Source organism: Arthrobacter sp. SD1074B, from assembly GCF_056780195.1.
Genome location: NZ_JBRAZT010000001.1, coordinates 989,418 through 1,003,696, shown reverse-complemented (window position 1 = coordinate 1,003,696; position 14,279 = coordinate 989,418). Strand labels below are relative to the sequence as shown.

Annotated in this window: 10 protein-coding genes; 7 read left to right on the top strand and 3 right to left on the bottom strand. The window is 69.3% G+C overall.

All coding sequences use genetic code 11. The features are described from left to right. Window positions 1–163: 163 nt before the first annotated feature. Genes ACUYM2_RS04815 through ACUYM2_RS04805 form a run of 3 tightly spaced genes read left to right on the top strand, consistent with a single transcriptional unit; the run spans window position 164 to window position 3,381 of the window. Window positions 164–1,573 (top strand): ABC transporter permease, encoded by a 1,410-nt coding sequence (locus ACUYM2_RS04815; protein WP_481599044.1) that lies wholly within the window; start codon window positions 164–166, stop codon window positions 1,571–1,573. Window positions 1,574–1,575: 2 nt separating this feature from the next. Then, window positions 1,576–2,283 carry an ABC transporter ATP-binding protein gene (locus ACUYM2_RS04810; protein ID WP_481599043.1) on the top strand — a complete coding sequence of 236 codons (708 nt, stop codon included), beginning with the start codon at window positions 1,576–1,578 and terminating at the stop codon, window positions 2,281–2,283. Between the two features lie 27 nt (window positions 2,284–2,310). Continuing rightward, complete coding sequence (locus ACUYM2_RS04805; protein ID WP_481599042.1) at window positions 2,311–3,381, top strand: Gfo/Idh/MocA family protein; 1,071 nt, start codon at window positions 2,311–2,313, stop codon at window positions 3,379–3,381. A 1,205-nt stretch (window positions 3,382–4,586) separates the two neighbouring features. Here the strand turns inward: ACUYM2_RS04805 and ACUYM2_RS04800 are convergent. Beyond that, the gene (locus ACUYM2_RS04800) at window positions 4,587–4,742 is read right to left on the bottom strand and encodes a hypothetical protein (RefSeq protein WP_481599041.1); all 156 of its coding nucleotides are present in this window, start codon (window positions 4,740–4,742) and stop codon (window positions 4,587–4,589) included. A gap of 552 nt (window positions 4,743–5,294) precedes the next feature. On the opposite strand from ACUYM2_RS04800, the gene ACUYM2_RS04795 reads away from it, so the two are divergent. After that, window positions 5,295–6,605, top strand: a complete 1,311-nt coding sequence (locus ACUYM2_RS04795; RefSeq protein ID WP_481601401.1) for a serine/threonine-protein kinase — start codon at window positions 5,295–5,297, stop codon at window positions 6,603–6,605. Beyond that, entirely contained in the window at window positions 6,602–7,156 is a 555-nt protein-coding gene (locus tag ACUYM2_RS04790) for a mucin-associated surface protein (protein ID WP_481599040.1), read from the top strand. The genes ACUYM2_RS04795 and ACUYM2_RS04790 overlap by 4 nt, the downstream gene beginning before the upstream one ends. Window positions 7,157–7,236: 80 nt before the next feature. Here ACUYM2_RS04790 and ACUYM2_RS04785 read toward each other — a convergent pair whose 3' ends face one another. Beyond that, a complete protein-coding gene (locus ACUYM2_RS04785; RefSeq protein WP_481599039.1) occupies window positions 7,237–9,450 on the bottom strand; it encodes a catalase in 2,214 nt (737 codons plus the stop codon). Between the two features lie 282 nt (window positions 9,451–9,732). On the opposite strand from ACUYM2_RS04785, the gene ACUYM2_RS04780 reads away from it, so the two are divergent. Beyond that, the gene (locus tag ACUYM2_RS04780; protein ID WP_481599038.1) at window positions 9,733–10,335 is read left to right on the top strand and encodes an SRPBCC family protein; all 603 of its coding nucleotides are present in this window, start codon (window positions 9,733–9,735) and stop codon (window positions 10,333–10,335) included. A gap of 126 nt (window positions 10,336–10,461) precedes the next feature. Here ACUYM2_RS04780 and ACUYM2_RS04775 read toward each other — a convergent pair whose 3' ends face one another. Next, window positions 10,462–12,681, bottom strand: a complete 2,220-nt coding sequence (locus tag ACUYM2_RS04775; RefSeq protein WP_481599037.1) for an NADP-dependent isocitrate dehydrogenase — start codon at window positions 12,679–12,681, stop codon at window positions 10,462–10,464. Window positions 12,682–12,953: 272 nt separating this feature from the next. Between ACUYM2_RS04775 and ACUYM2_RS04770 the strand changes: the two genes are divergently transcribed. Next, window positions 12,954–13,928 carry a trypsin-like serine peptidase gene (locus tag ACUYM2_RS04770; protein ID WP_481599036.1) on the top strand — a complete coding sequence of 325 codons (975 nt, stop codon included), beginning with the start codon at window positions 12,954–12,956 and terminating at the stop codon, window positions 13,926–13,928. Window positions 13,929–14,279: the final 351 nt, after the last annotated feature.

The window sequence follows — 14,279 nt, the reverse complement described above, 5'->3', positions numbered from 1 at the left end:
CCCGGGCGGCGGTGGTGCAGACGGGCTTTGGGGGAAGACGGCGGCCGCTCCGGCGGGCTTCACAGCGGATCCACAGGTCCGAGCGGAGACGCGCACAGCAGCCCGTACGAGTGTGGGACCAGCCGCCGGCCATTCCGTCCGGCCAAAGATCCCTAGGAGTACCGTGAGCGTCCTTGCCCGAAGTGTCGGCAATGCCTTTCGAAACAAGGTCAGGACCGCCGCCGTCGTGGCCGTCCTGGCCGTTGCCATCGGCCTTGCGCTGTCCATGCTCGTCGCTAACCAGGCCGTCGCCGGCAAGGTCGCCGAGCTGAATGCCTCGGTCGGTACCGTCCTGACGGTAAATCCGGCCGGCGGACAAGGCTTCGAAGGCGGCGGAGAGCCTTTGACCGCCGCGCAGGCGGCGACGGCGGCCGCCGTACCCAACGTCGCCAGCGTCGTCGGCACCAAGACCCTCCGGCTCCGGAACGCGGCCGCAACCGCCGCCCCAGCGGGCGGCCCCGGCGGCCAGTCCGCGACCTCCGTCACGACCAGCCTTACGGCAGCCGTCGACGCCGGGACGCTGGGCAACCGCAACCAGTCCTCCGCCGGCGGCTCGGGCAACACCGCCCAGGGCGCACGCACGTTTTCGCTGCCGGTGACCGCGACCGGCGTCGGGGCCCAGGTGGACTCCACCGGCAAGGCCCTGGAGCTGGCGCAGGGCACGGGCCTGGGCAATTACGGCGCCGCATCCACCGGCGCTCTGCTCGGCACCACCCTGGCCGAGAAGAACAACCTCAAGGTGGGGTCGACGTTCACCATCGCGGACAAGACCTTCACCGTCCGCGGCCTGTTCGATGCCGGCACCGCGTTCGGCAACAACGCCCTGTACCTGACCCTGCCGACGGCACAGACCATCGCGGCCCTGCCGGGCGAGCTGTCCAGCATGATCGTCACAGTCAACAGCATGGAGAACGTCGAGGCAGCCAAGACCGCCCTGCAGTCCGCGCTCGGCGCCGACAAGGCGGACGTCAGCCAGGGCCAGCGCAACCTGCAGACCGCGGTCAGCTCCTTAGACAGCGTCAAGAACATCTCCTTCATCGCCTTTGCCGCCGCGCTGGCAACAGCTGGACTGATCATCCTGCTGATCATGGTCATGCTGGTCCGCGAGCGCCGCCGCGAAATCGGCGTCCTGAAAGCCATCGGTGCCCCCAACCGCACCATCGGCCTGCAGTTCGTGCTCGAGGCCCTGGTACTCGTTGCGCTCGGCAGCGCCGTCGGCGCCGTCGTCGCATCCCTTGCCAGCGGCAGCATTGCCTCAGCGTTGATCAGCTCCAACAGCACCACCGCGGCGACCACCGGCCAGCGCGGCCCCGGCGGCGTCGGGTTCCCCGTCGGCGGCGGGTTCCCCGGCGGCGGCGCCGGGAACCCGCTCGGCGGAGCCAACCAGCTGCTGACCTCCGTCACCGCGAGCGCCTCGCCCGGCGTCATCGCCGGCGGCATCGCGGCGGTGTTCGGCGTCGCCATCCTCGGGGCGCTCGTCCCGGCCCTGCTCACCGCCCGCATCCGCCCCATCGAAGTCCTCAGAGGAGAATAGCCATGATTGAAGTCAAGAACCTGGTCCGCACCTTCAAGTCCGGCGACCGCACCATCAAGCCAGTCAATGACGTCAGCTTCGCCCTTGAACAAGGCACCCTGGCCTCGATCGTGGGCAAGAGCGGCAGCGGCAAGAGCACCCTGCTGTCGCTGCTGGGAGCCCTCGACAAGCCCACCAGCGGCGACGTGCTGGTGGATGGCGTCAGCCTGGCCGGCATGCCGGACGGGAAGCTGACCCAGTACCGGCGCCGGGGCATCGGTTTCGTCTTCCAGCAGTTCAACCTCATCCCCAACCTGTCGGCCGTGGACAACGTCATGCTGCCGATGGAATTTGCCGGCATCCGCAAGGCAGCACGGCTGGAGCGGGCGAGTCAGCTGCTGGAGCAGGTGCAGCTGGACCCGGAAAAGCATGTGCGGCGGATCAACCGGCTCTCCGGCGGCGAACAGCAGCGAGTGGCCATTGCCCGGGCCCTGGCCAACGAGCCCACCCTGATCCTGGCGGACGAACCCACCGGGAACCTGGACGAGCAGACCGGCGAGCACATCATCGAGCTGCTCAGTGCCTTGAGCCGGGACCACAACACCACCATCCTCGTGGTCACCCACGACCGGGCCCTGGCCAACAAGACGGACCGGCGCTTCCGTCTCCAGCAGGGCCGGCTCACCGAGGAGACCGCACGGACCCGCGCGACGGCGGGAACCGCGGGGTAGGCCGGGCGCGGGTGAGAAGATGGCACCATGACTGCCCCCATCGCCAAGCCCTGGCTGTCCAGCCAACCCGACCAGGATCCGCGGACCGCCACCGGCGCCAGGCTGCGGTGGGGCGTGATCGCCACCGGCGGGATCGCGGCCGCCGTGACCCGGGACCTGGAGCTGCTCTCCGACGCCGAGCTGTACGCAGTGAGTTCGCGCAGCCAGGCCGCGGCGGATGCGTTCGCGTCGGACTACGGCTTCGCCAGGGCGTACGGCGACCGGGACGGCGTGGCCGGATACGAACGGCTGCTCGCCAACGACGCCGTCGACGCCGTCTATGTCGCCACGCCGCACGCCCACCATCACGAAATCGCCCTCGCGGCGCTGCACGCCGGCAAGCATGTCTTGTGCGAGAAAGCCCTCACGGTCAATGCCCGGGAGGCCGCGGAACTCGTGGAACTGGCGCGGGACAAGGGCCTGTTCCTGATGGAAGCCATGTGGAGCCGGTTCCTGCCCAGCATGCAGCGGGCCTTCGAGATTGCCGCCTCGGGTGAGATTGGCGAGGTCAAGTGGGTCGGGGCGGACCTGGGATTCCCGGCCCCGTACTCCCCCACGTCCCGGCTCTGGGCGCCGAGGGACGGCGGCGGCGCCCTGCTGGACATCACCATCTATCCGCTGCTGTGGGCGCTGGGCACGCTGGGTTTCCCGCAGACGGTCAGCGCCACCGGCTGGATCAACGACGACGGCGTGGACGCCCAGAACGCGCTCACCCTGGGCTACCACCATGGTGCGCAGGCGCAATTGACCTCATCGCTGCTGGCCCACGGTCCGCGCGCCGCCACCGTGGCCGGCAGCCAGGGGTTCCTGCAAAGCCTGGGGTCCGTCAACAACCCCAAGGAACTTGTGGTCCGGGTCGGTTTCGAGGAGCCGCGCACCGAGCAGTTCAGTGTGGTGGGGCGCGGCTACAGCTACGAACTGCGCGAGGTCACCCGCTGCATCCAGCAGGGGCTCACCGAGAGCCCGGTCATGCCGCTGGAGGATTCCCTGAACACCATGCGGTTGTTCGACGGCGTCCGCGCGCAGCTCGGAGTGAGCTACCCGAACGACGTGCGCTGAGCGCCAGAACCCCGGCCGGGCCGGCCGAATTCGTGGTGCGCTATGGACTCGCCCCGGCCCCCGGACTTACGCTGTAGACCAATCGTCGATAGTTTTCGGGGAGGTGTGTTGCGCATGGAGTTTGCAGCAAGCCCTCTCCGCGCGCACTCTCTCCACACCCGTCGCTCTCTGCAGCGCGGGCTTCTGGCGTTGGGGGCCGGGCTGGCCTGGCTGGCCCTTTCTGCGGCCCCGGCCAGCGCCGGGGAACCCACGGTTGCCACCTCGGTTCCTGTGCCTGGCTCGGCCGTTGTGACGATGATCCAGCTGCCGAAATCCGATGACCCGCTGGCGCCCAGCCCGGTGGCCCAGCCGCCGGACGCCACGTCCCAGCCGGCCGCCGGCACCGCCCCTGATCCTGTTGCGGTTCCTGCGGCTGATCCTGTCCTTTCCCCGGCGTCACCCGTTGCCCCCGCCCTGGACCCGCTGCCGCTCCTGCCCGTCGCGCAGGTGGATCCGGTCCCCCAGGTTGTGGATCCTCCCGCCCCCGTTCCCCTGGCCTCGGAGCCGGTGGCCGTGCCTCCTGCCGCACAACCCGAGCCGGTCCCGCAGGTCGTTGAGCCGCCAGCCCCCGCTCCCCCCACAGCGGAGCCGGCGGCAGAGCCCGCCCCGGATCCCGGACCCGTCCCGGCCGGCGACCCTTCCCCGCCGGCCGTTGATCCCGCGATTCCGGTAACGAGTTCCGGTCCGGACTCCGACCACTTGCCTGGCGCGGAACCCGGCACGCAGCCAGCTCCCGAGCCAACGCTTCCGGCGGGCGACCCCGTTCCCGGTACGGTGCCGCCGGCGACGCCGCCAGCGGTGGTCCCGCCCGTCCCCGGCCCGGTAGCCAGTCCGGTTGCCAGTCCCGTTCCCGGTCCAATCGCTCCCGCAGCTGCCCCGGCGCCGCGCGTCCTGCCTCGGAGCGCCGTGGTGAATGCTTCCCCGGCGGCTGATCCTGCGAAGGCGCGCAGTGCGGACGCCGGAGTACAGCTCCTCCGCCTTGCAGTCCTGGACGTTCAGCCTGCAGCGCTGCCCGGCGACGTTCCCTTCCTCGTCCTGTCGGAACAGCGGGGGCCGCTGAGTCCGCCCGTAGACGTGGCCACAGGCGGAAACCGCGCTCCGGCCCACCCCCGTTCCTCGGGAGACGGCGCCCCTGCGGCGCCGACCCGCGGCGACGGGCCCCGCCCCTACGGCGGCGATCCCGGCTTGCCGGCACCGAACGCCCTGCCTGCGGCGCCCGGGTCGGCGTCCGGCAGCGGGTCCGCGTCCAGCGGGCCCTCCGGCGCGGCTGCGTTGACACCCAGCGCGTTTTTCCTCATTCCGCCGATGGGCACCGATCCCATCAGTGGCCCTTTGCAGCACGTCCATCCCGCCGATTCCGCCGATCCCGGGTCTTCTCCTGACTAGTCGGGCCGTTCTCTGCCATTTCCCTGCGCAGAGCACGGTCCTTCGGGCTGCCATGTGCACCCGCCACCAGTCATTCAGGAGTTTTCCCCATGGACACCACCGTCAGCGTCCGGCCAACCGCCACCCCCACCCCAGCTAGGCGAACCGTCTCAGTGCCCCCGGCGGTGGCCCTGGCGGCCGCGAGCCGCGCGATCCTGCTGCTGCACCCCATCCCCGCGATAGCCCCGGCTGCGGGACGCCCGCCTTAACCGCGGGCGCTCCCGTCCAGGTCCCTTACCGCCGGAGCGAAGTCGTTGGGTCCGCTGGGGGATTCAACGGCTCCGCGGACTCCGGTGAGAACCGCTCCCTCCCGTGAAAGGTGGAATTGCCACCACAGACGACAGTGATGAGAGTCGGGTGCTGTGCTGCACCCGGTGCCGGAGCCCGATACCCGCACCCGTATTATTCTTTAGGGACGCCACGGAGGCGCCAGGAAAAAGACGGGGAATATCGTGGACGTTTCACCCAGTAAGGTCACGACCGAGATCCTCGGCGGCCGCTACCGTCTGGGCGATGTGATCGGCCGGGGCGGCATGGCGTCCGTTTACGCGGCCCGGGACGAGAATCTGGGCCGGGTCGTCGCGCTCAAGCTATTCGCGCCGCAGTCCCCGGATGCCGACGAACTCAAACGCCAGCAGGCCGAGATCGAGCTGCTGGCCACGCTCAACCATCCGAGCCTGGTCACGCTTTTTGATGCGGGCACTGACGCCCGGATCCCGGACGAGCCCAGGCCGTTCCTGACCATGGAGTTGGTGGAAGGCCAGGACCTGCGGAGCCGGATCCGGCACAGCGCGGTCCCGTTCGATGAGCTTGCCGTCATCGGCGCAGGCCTCGCGGACGCCCTTGCCTATGTCCACTCGCTCGGCATCATCCACCGCGACATCAAACCGGCCAACGTCCTGCTGGTGCAGGTCCGGCCCGGCGAACCGCTGCGGCCGAAGCTGACCGACTTCGGGATCGCCCGGATTGTGGACGGGACCAGGCTCACCGCCACCGGCACGATGGTGGGAACCGCGGCCTATCTCAGTCCCGAGCAGGCCCGCGGCGCGGATATGGGTCCGGCGAGCGATATCTACTCGTTGGGCCTGGTGCTGCTGGAATGCATCAAGGGCTCCGTGGAGTACCCCGGGAGCGCCGTCGAGTCAGCGGTCGCCCGGCTGCACCGGGCCCCGGTGGTGCCGGACGGCGTTCCGGCCGAATGGGCGCAGCTGATCCGGGCCATGACGGCATTGGACCCGCTGGACCGCCCCGCCGCCGCTGACCTTGAAGGTGCCCTGCGCCAGGCCCTAGTGTCGCCTGACTCGCTGCCGGGCCGCCTGGCCGAGGATCGGACCCGGGTGTTGCCTGCTCCGCCCGCCAGGCCGCCGCTTTCAGCGTCCGCCGCGGGAGTCTCAGCGCCGGTGACCTCGCCGGATGCCTTGCACCACACGGCGCAGGACGCCGCGCAGGACACGGCTCAGGAGCCAAAGCGAATCGCAGGCACCGCACCCGGCACGCCCGGCCGGCGCGCCTTGGCCCAAGGCACCCCCGTGCGCCGGTCCGGCCGCACCGGCGTGCTGGCCCGCACGGCCGCAAGCTTCCGTCGGTCCCGTCGCCGCACTAAGGTCGCCGTGGTCCTGGCCCTGGTAGCCCTCGTGGCGGCGGTCGCCGTCGCCGTTTCCTTCGCCGCACCGAAGCCGCCCGCCGTCGTGCCCTACCCGGCCGTCACCGGCAACCTGGGTGAGCACCTGAAGCAACTGCAGAAGAGTGTGGAACCATGAGCATCATCAAACGCCGTCGTCGCCTTACCACTGCGGGCGCCCTGGTCGCGGCAGCCCTGGTCGCGGGCTCCCTGTCCGGATGCGCCGGGGCAGTCCCGGACCTGGAAGATGCCGCGGCACGCCAGCTCCAGTCCCAGGTGCTGGCCGTGACCGAAGCGGCCGCCACGGAGGACACCGCGGGCGCGCTGAAACTGCTGGACGACCTGGCAGCCGGGCTCGATACAGCCGCCGCGGACGGACAGGTCTCCTTCAAACGGCACCAAAGCATCAAGGCCGCCATCGATGCCGTCCGCGCCGATCTCACAGCCAAACAGGCGGCGGCCGCTAAGGCAGCGCGGGATGCCGCGGCGGCGAAGCAGGCCGCAGCCGACAAGGCTGCGGCGGCCGCCAAGGCCGCAGCCGCCGCCAAGGCCGCAGCCGCCGCCAAGGCGGCCGCCGAAGCCCGGGCCGCCGCCGCGGCTGCAGTGGCGCCCGCGCCCGCCCCGGCGCCCGTGCGCAACGCTCCGGGCGGAAAAGCCAAGGGCAAGGACAAAGGCAAGGGCGGAGGCTAAGCGCCCCCGCCCTGCGGATTCCCCGGATGCCGGAAGCCCGGCCTCCGGCTGAGTCCCAACTCCCTGAGGCCCCTGCCCTCCTAGGCGCCCATGGCCGGGAACCGATCCCAGGCCCGGTGCGCCGCCAGCAGCTCGGTGAGCCGGGGGACCACATCCGCCGGCGCCTGCCCCAGTGCAAGTCCGGCGGCACCCTGCGGGATGCTCGCCGCGTCCAGGACGCTGCCGGCGTCCGCCCAGCCGCCGATTGCCTTGGAGTGCCGGAACAGTTCGGCCAGGAGCAGCACCAGCCGCGGATCGACGGCGGCCCCCGGCTCGCCTGCCTTGGCGTCCCGCCCCGCCGCCGCGTCCTTCGCCGGAGCGCCCGAACCCGCCAGCAGGACGGCGTCGAACTCGGTGGAGCGGGCGGTGAGGTAACTGCGCTGGACCGGGATCCCGCCGTCGGGCCCGCCCAGCACCCCGCCGGCCGGGGCGATCACGAGCGGCACAATGCCGGCGGCGCTCAACGCTTCCCGGGCCGCCTGGACGGATTCGAGGTCGCTGTCCGCGTCCGCGACGATCCCGACCACCCGGCCTGCCACCGGCCAGCTGCCGCCCAGCTGCGAAACCGCCGGGCTCGGCGCCGTGTCCGGGACCTCTTCGCTGGCTGCGGGCGCGTCCATTCCCAGCCCTGCGGCCACCGCCGCGCACAGGCCGGCGTCGATGTTCGCGAGCGCCAGCAGTTGCCGCTCACGGATCGCCTGCTCACGGCATTTGCCCAGTTCAAAGGTGTACGCCTGGATGACGTGGTCCTGCTCCACGGGTGCCAGGCTGCGGAAGAAGAGGCGGGCCTGGCTGTAGTGGTCGTCGAACGAAGCCGGTGACTTCCGTTCCTTCACGGCCGCCGCGAGTTCCTCCGGCACATCGATGAAGGCGCCGACGTCGGCCCCGGCCAGGAAGGGGCAGCCGCCGTCCAGGGAGTTCGGGTGGTACGGCGCGGCGCCGCCGTGAACCGCCGTCTGATGCATCCCGTCGCGCAGCATGTCGTTGACCGGTGCCTGCGGGCGGTTGATCGGCAGCTGGCTGAAGTTGGGGCCGCCCAGCCGGCTGATCTGCGTGTCAATGTAGGAGAAGAGTCGCACCTGCAGCAGCGGGTCGTTCGTCACGTCGATGCCGGGTACGAGGTGGCCGGGGTGGAAGGCGACCTGCTCGGTCTCGGCGAAGTAGTTCACCGGGTTGGCATTGAGGGTCATCAGACCGATCGGCTGCACGGGGGCGAGCTCCTCGGGGATGAATTTGGTGGGGTCCAGCAGGTCGATGCCTTCGAAGAACTCCTCCTCGGTGTCCGGGAAGACCTGCACGCCCAGTTCCCATTCCGGAAAGGCGCCGGCCTCGATGGCATCGGCAAGGTCGCGCCGGTGGAAGTCCGGGTCCATGCCGTTGATGAGCTGGGCTTCTTCCCAGACGAGCGAGTGCACAGCCTGCTTAGGCTTCCAGTGGAACTTCACCAGGCTGGTCTTGCCCTCGGCGTTGACGAAACGGAAGGTGTGGACGCCGAAGCCCTCCATGGTGCGGAAGGAGCGCGGCAGGGCACGATCGGACATGTTCCACATGGTGTGCGCCTGCGCCTCGGTGTGCAGCGAGACGAAATCCCAGAAGGTGTCGTGCGCGCTCTGGGCCTGCGGGATTTCCCGGTCCGGGTGGGGTTTGCCGGCGTGGATGATGTCCGGGAATTTGATGCCGTCCTGGATGAAGAACACCGGGATGTTGTTCCCGACGAGGTCGAAGGTGCCTTCGTCGGTATAGAACTTGGTGGCGAAGCCGCGGGTGTCCCGGACCGTGTCCGCGGAGCCCCGGGAGCCGAGCACCGTGGAGAAACGGACGAAGACCGGGGTCTCGACGTCCTTGGCCAGGAAGCCCGCGCGGCTGATCTTGGCGGCCGTACCGTAGGAGCGGAAGACGCCGTGGGCGCCGGCCCCGCGCGCGTGGACCACCCGCTCCGGGATTCGTTCGTGGTCGAAGTGGGTGATCTTTTCGCGCAGGTGGTGGTCCTGCAGCAGCACCGGACCCCGGCGGCCCGCCTTCAGCGAGTGGTCCGTGTCGTTGAGCCGGAGCCCCTGGGCGGTGGTCAGATAAGGCCCGGACTGGGCGCGTGAATGGACCGGGGCGCCGGTGGGGGTGCCCGTGGGGGACACGGCTTCGGGGCCCTGCTGGTCAGGTTTGGGGGGCAACGGCTCGCGCGGCGTGGTGGGTTCCTGCACGGCCGGCGGCTCGGCCGACACGGCGCCCGGAATGTTGATGTTGCTCTCTTCGCGCATGGGGTTGCTCCTCGGGGTAGGCAGTCTTGGCCCGGCCGTCCGGGGCAAAGGGCACCCCGGGGCAGAAGCTAAGCTTGCTTAGCACCCTAGGTGAGATAGTGGCGGCTGACAACCGCTGTCCGGCGGCTTTCCCTATCCCCCGGATCCGGCTAGCTTGGTCAGTCAGGCAGGAAACCGCCCGACGTGGTCGAAAAGCGCGCGCCCGACCACTCGTACCACCTTGCACCGTCCCAGACACGAGGCGCAGGCAGCAACCTGCCAGCCGAAGGAGTGAAAGCAAGCATGGCAACAGTCCAGGAATCCATCGCCGTGAACGTCCCCTTGAGCCAGGCCTACAACCAGTGGACCCAGTTCGAGGATTTTCCGCAGTTCATGAGCGGTGTCGACGCCGTCCGGCAACTCGATGACACCACCGTCCACTTCCAGACCAGCATCGGCGGGGTCAAGCGCGAATACGACGCCCGGATCACCAGTCAGGATCCCGACCGGCAGGTGTCCTGGGAAAGCCTGGACAGTCCCCGCAACGCGGGCACCGTGCGCTTCGCGGAGCTCGGCCCCGCGGAGACCAGGGTCGACGTCGAACTCAGCTGGGAGCCTGACTCCGCCGCCGAGAAGATCGGCGCAGCGGTCGGGCTGGACTCCCGGCAGGTGGGCGCAGACCTGCAGCGGTTCAAGAAGTTCATTGAGGCCCGCGACTTCGAGACCGGCGCGTGGCGCGAGCGGGTGAAGGACGGGGAAGCGGAGGGGCAGCCCGGCGGCCTGACACCGGTGACTGACCCGGACTACGACGTGCTGGGGACCGGCGCGCCGCTGGACGCGGACCCGGACCTGGCCACCGAACCGGCCAGTGAGGCGGGCGGCGACCGCAGGATCTCCGACCGCTAGGCAACTGCTTGACCGCCACGGCCGACGACGGCGGCGCGCACCGCCGTCGTCGTCCGGCGGCTGCGGCGGCGGTTAAACGCGAACGGCGCACCGGGAAATCCCGGTGCGCCGTTCGCGTTGTGCGGGCTAGCCCAGCAGGGACAGCACTTCGCTGAACTTGGCCGAGGGCCGCATCACGGCGGAGACCTTGGCGTCATCCGGACGGTAGTAGCCGCCGATGTCCACCGGGGAGCCCTGGACGGCCAGCAGTTCGCCGACGATGGTCTCCTCGTTGGAGGCCAGGGCGTCGGACACGGCGGCGAAGGCCGCAGCCAGCTCGGCGTCGTCGTTCTGGCGGGCCAGCTCGTCGGCCCAGAACTTGGCCAGGTAGAAGTGGCTGCCGCGGTTGTCCAGCTCGCCGGCCTTGCGCTTCGGGGACTTGTTCTCGAGCAGGAACGTGCCGGTGGCGCGGTCCAGGGTGTCCGCGAGGATCTGGGCGCGGGCGTTGCCGGTGGTGGTTGCGAGGTGCTCGAAGCTCACGGCGAGGGCCAGGAATTCGCCCAGGCTGTCCCAGCGCAGGTGGTTTTCCTTGAGCAGCTGCTGGACGTGCTTCGGGGCGGAGCCGCCGGCGCCGGTCTCGAACAGGCCGCCGCCGTTGATCAGCGGGACGATCGAGAGCATCTTGGCGCTGGTGCCCAGCTCCAGGATCGGGAACAGGTCCGTGAGGTAGTCGCGGAGCACGTTGCCGGTGACCGAGATGGTGTCCTCGCCCTTGCGCAGGCGGGCCAGGGTGAAGGCCGTGGCCTCGTCCGGGGCCATGATTTCGATCTGCAGGCCGTCGGTGTCGTGGTCCTTGAGGTATTCCTCGACCTTGGCGATCATCCGGGCGTCGTGGGCGCGGCCCTTGTCCAGCCAGAACACGGCCGGGGTGGCGGAGGCGCGGGCGCGGGTCACGGCGAGCTTGACCCAGTCGCGGATCGGCACGTCCTTGGTCTGGCAGGCGCGCCAGATGTCGCCCGGGGCCACCTGGTGTTCGATCAGCACGGTGCCGGCGTCGTCGACGACCTGGACGGTGCCGGCGGACTGGATCTCGAAGGTCTTGTCGTGGCTGCCGTATTCCTCGGCGGCCTGGGCCATCAGGCCGACGTTCGGGACCGTGCCCATGGTGGTCGGGTCGAAGGCGCCGTTGGCGCGGCAGTCGTCGATGACGACCTGGTAGATGCCGGCGTAGCTGCTGTCCGGCAGGACGGCGAGGGTGTCGGCTTCCTGGCCGTCGCGGCCCCACATGTGGCCGGAGCTGCGGATCATGGCCGGCATCGAGGCATCGACGATGACGTCGGAGGGCACGTGCAGGTTGGTGATGCCCTTGTCCGAGTCGACCATGGCCAGTTCGGGGCCCTCGTTGAGGCCCTTCTGGATGGCCGCTTCGACGTCACCGCGGATCTCTTCGGGGAGGTCCCCGAGGCCGTTCAGGATTGACGCGAGGCCGTTGTTGGGGCTCAGGCCGGCCGCGGCGATCTGCTCGCCGTAAGTGGCGAAGAGCTCGGAGAAGTACGCCTTGACGACGTGGCCGAAGATGATCGGGTCGGAGACCTTCATCATGGTGGCCTTCAGGTGGGCGGAGAAGAGCACGCCCTCTTCCTTGGCCCGGGCGACCTGGGCGGCGAGGAACGCGTCCAGGGCGGCGGCACGCATGACGGTGCCGTCGATGACTTCGCCGGCCAGTACGGGGAAGGCCCGCTTGAGGACCTTGACCGTGCCGTCCTCCTTGACCAGCTGGATCTTGACGTTGGTGTCCGCCTCGATCACCACTGATTTTTCGTTGGAGCGGAAGTCATCGGCATCCATGTGGGCGACGTTGGTCTTGGAGTCCGGGCTCCAGGCGCCCATGGTGTGCGGGTTCTTGCGGGCATAGTTCTTGACCGAGAGCGGCGCGCGGCGGTCGGAGTTGCCTTCGCGCAGCACCGGGTTCACGGCGGAGCCCTTGATCTTGTCGTAGCGTGAGCGGACGTCCGTCTCCTCGTCCGAGGCAGGGTTGTCCGGGTAGTCCGGCAGGGCGTAGCCCTGGCCCTGGAGCTCGGCGATGGCGGCCTTCAGCTGCGGCACGGACGCACTGATGTTGGGCAGCTTGATGATGTTGGCTTCGGGCTTCTTGGCGAGCGCGCCCAGTTCGGCCAGGGCGTCGCTGACGCGCTGCTCTTCGGTGAGGTAGTCGCCGAAGACGGCGATGATGCGGCCGGCTAGCGAAATGTCGCGGGTCTCCACTTCCACACCGGCCGTCGACGCGAACGCCTCGACAATCGGCAAGAACGAATAGGTGGCCAGCATCGGCGCTTCGTCGGTGTGGGTATAGATAATCTTGGCCATTGCTCGGGCGTCTCCCTGAAAGTCTGCGGATATCCGGAAATCTTGTGTTATCTCAACGGCTCTAACTTACCCGAGGTGGTCGGGTTGGCGCCTATCCGGGACGGGCGGAGACGGCCCCGTGACTTCCGCGTTCCGCAGTTTTCGCCCCTGGGACTGCTGTGACAGATGTTGACAAAGTGCTTTACATGTCCGTCAAGTTGACGTAGTTTCTATCCATCACAGCGGCCCGCCCGGCTGGCCGTCCCGCAGCATTCCTCCCGGTTAGGACACCCATGAGAACACCCAAGACTCTGGCCACCAGCCTGCTCAGCCTCTCGGCCGCGACACTCCTGGCCGTCTGCGCGGCCGGCGCGGCCACCGCCTCGCCCGCTGCGGCGCAGGACAAGAAGGCGCCGCAGGTGACCAGCCAGTCCGTCGACGGCTCGAAGGCCGCCGACTACTGGACGCCCGAACGCATGAAGTCGGCAATCCCGGGCGACGTGCTGGCGGACAAGGCACTGGCCCGCGGCAACAAGTCCCCTGCCGCCGCCGTGCAGAAGGGTTCGACCACCCAGATCTCCGGCAAGGCCGCCAGGGGCAAGACCACCCTGCATGCCTCCGAGTCGCCGGTGTCCAACATCGGCAAGGTGTTTTTTACGATGGGCGGCAGCAACTATGTCTGCTCCGGCAATTCGGTGAGCTCCAGCAATAAGAGCACCGTCTCCACCGCAGGACACTGCGTCAACGAGGGGCCGGGGGCGTTCGCCACCAACTTCGTCTTCGTTCCCGCTTACCTCAACGGCGCCGCCCCCTACGGCAAGTGGGCCGCCAACGCGCTCTACGCCCCCACCCAGTGGAGCGCGGCCGGGGACATGCAGTACGACACCGGGTTCGCCGTCGTTGCCCCGCTGAACGGGCAGAACCTGTCCGACGTCGTCGGTGCTTCCGGTGTCCAGTTCAATGCCGCCCGCGGCCTCACCTACAAGTCCTACGGCTACCCGGCCGCGTCCCCGTTCGACGGCCAGTCGCTGATCAGCTGCACCGGACCGGCCTCGGATGACCCCAACAACCCGCAGTTCAACTCCCAAGGCATCCCCTGCGACATGACCGGCGGCTCCTCCGGCGGTCCCTGGTTCATCGGCACCAGCTCCTCCGGCTACCAGAACTCCATCAACAGCTACGGCTACGGCAGCCGCTCCACCGTGATGTACGGACCGTACTGGGGCTCGGTGATCCAGCAGGCGTACAGCACCGCCGCAGCCTCCTAGGAACTCCACCCCCCCCCAACGAAACCCCACCCCCGAGGAAACCCCACCCTAGAAAGGAAAAGGGCAACGCGGGGTCACTTGCCACCTATCCCCCTCGACAGGGCGGCAAGTGACCCCGCGTTGCTGTGTGCGCAGCCGGCTGCGGTGCGTTGGCCCACGGGACATGTCCTCCGCAGGTGGCAGCCCGTGGACATACTCCCCATATGCCCACCCCTTGCCGCGAGGAATGAGCATGTCCCTCGCAACCTCTGGACCGTCCGTCCCCGCAGTCCGAAGCGGCCCGAGGGGCACACGAAATGGACATGCCCTCCCGGGAAAGGAGGGCATGTCCATTCTTGGCGGCAAGCGCTG

Excerpts from the sequence above, each read along its gene's own strand:
- ACUYM2_RS04770 (WP_481599036.1), top strand. The coding sequence starts at position 12,954 with ATGAGAACACCCAAGACTCTGGCCACCAGCCTGCTCAGCCTCTCGGCC.
- ACUYM2_RS04785 (WP_481599039.1), bottom strand. The coding sequence starts at position 9,450 with ATGCGCGAAGAGAGCAACATCAACATTCCGGGCGCCGTGTCGGCCGAG.
- ACUYM2_RS04805 (WP_481599042.1), top strand. The coding sequence starts at position 2,311 with ATGACTGCCCCCATCGCCAAGCCCTGGCTGTCCAGCCAACCCGACCAG.
- ACUYM2_RS04800 (WP_481599041.1), bottom strand. The coding sequence starts at position 4,742 with ATGGGATCGGTGCCCATCGGCGGAATGAGGAAAAACGCGCTGGGTGTC.
- ACUYM2_RS04810 (WP_481599043.1), top strand. The coding sequence starts at position 1,576 with ATGATTGAAGTCAAGAACCTGGTCCGCACCTTCAAGTCCGGCGACCGC.
- ACUYM2_RS04775 (WP_481599037.1), bottom strand. The coding sequence starts at position 12,681 with ATGGCCAAGATTATCTATACCCACACCGACGAAGCGCCGATGCTGGCC.
- ACUYM2_RS04790 (WP_481599040.1), top strand. The coding sequence starts at position 6,602 with ATGAGCATCATCAAACGCCGTCGTCGCCTTACCACTGCGGGCGCCCTG.
- ACUYM2_RS04780 (WP_481599038.1), top strand. The coding sequence starts at position 9,733 with ATGGCAACAGTCCAGGAATCCATCGCCGTGAACGTCCCCTTGAGCCAG.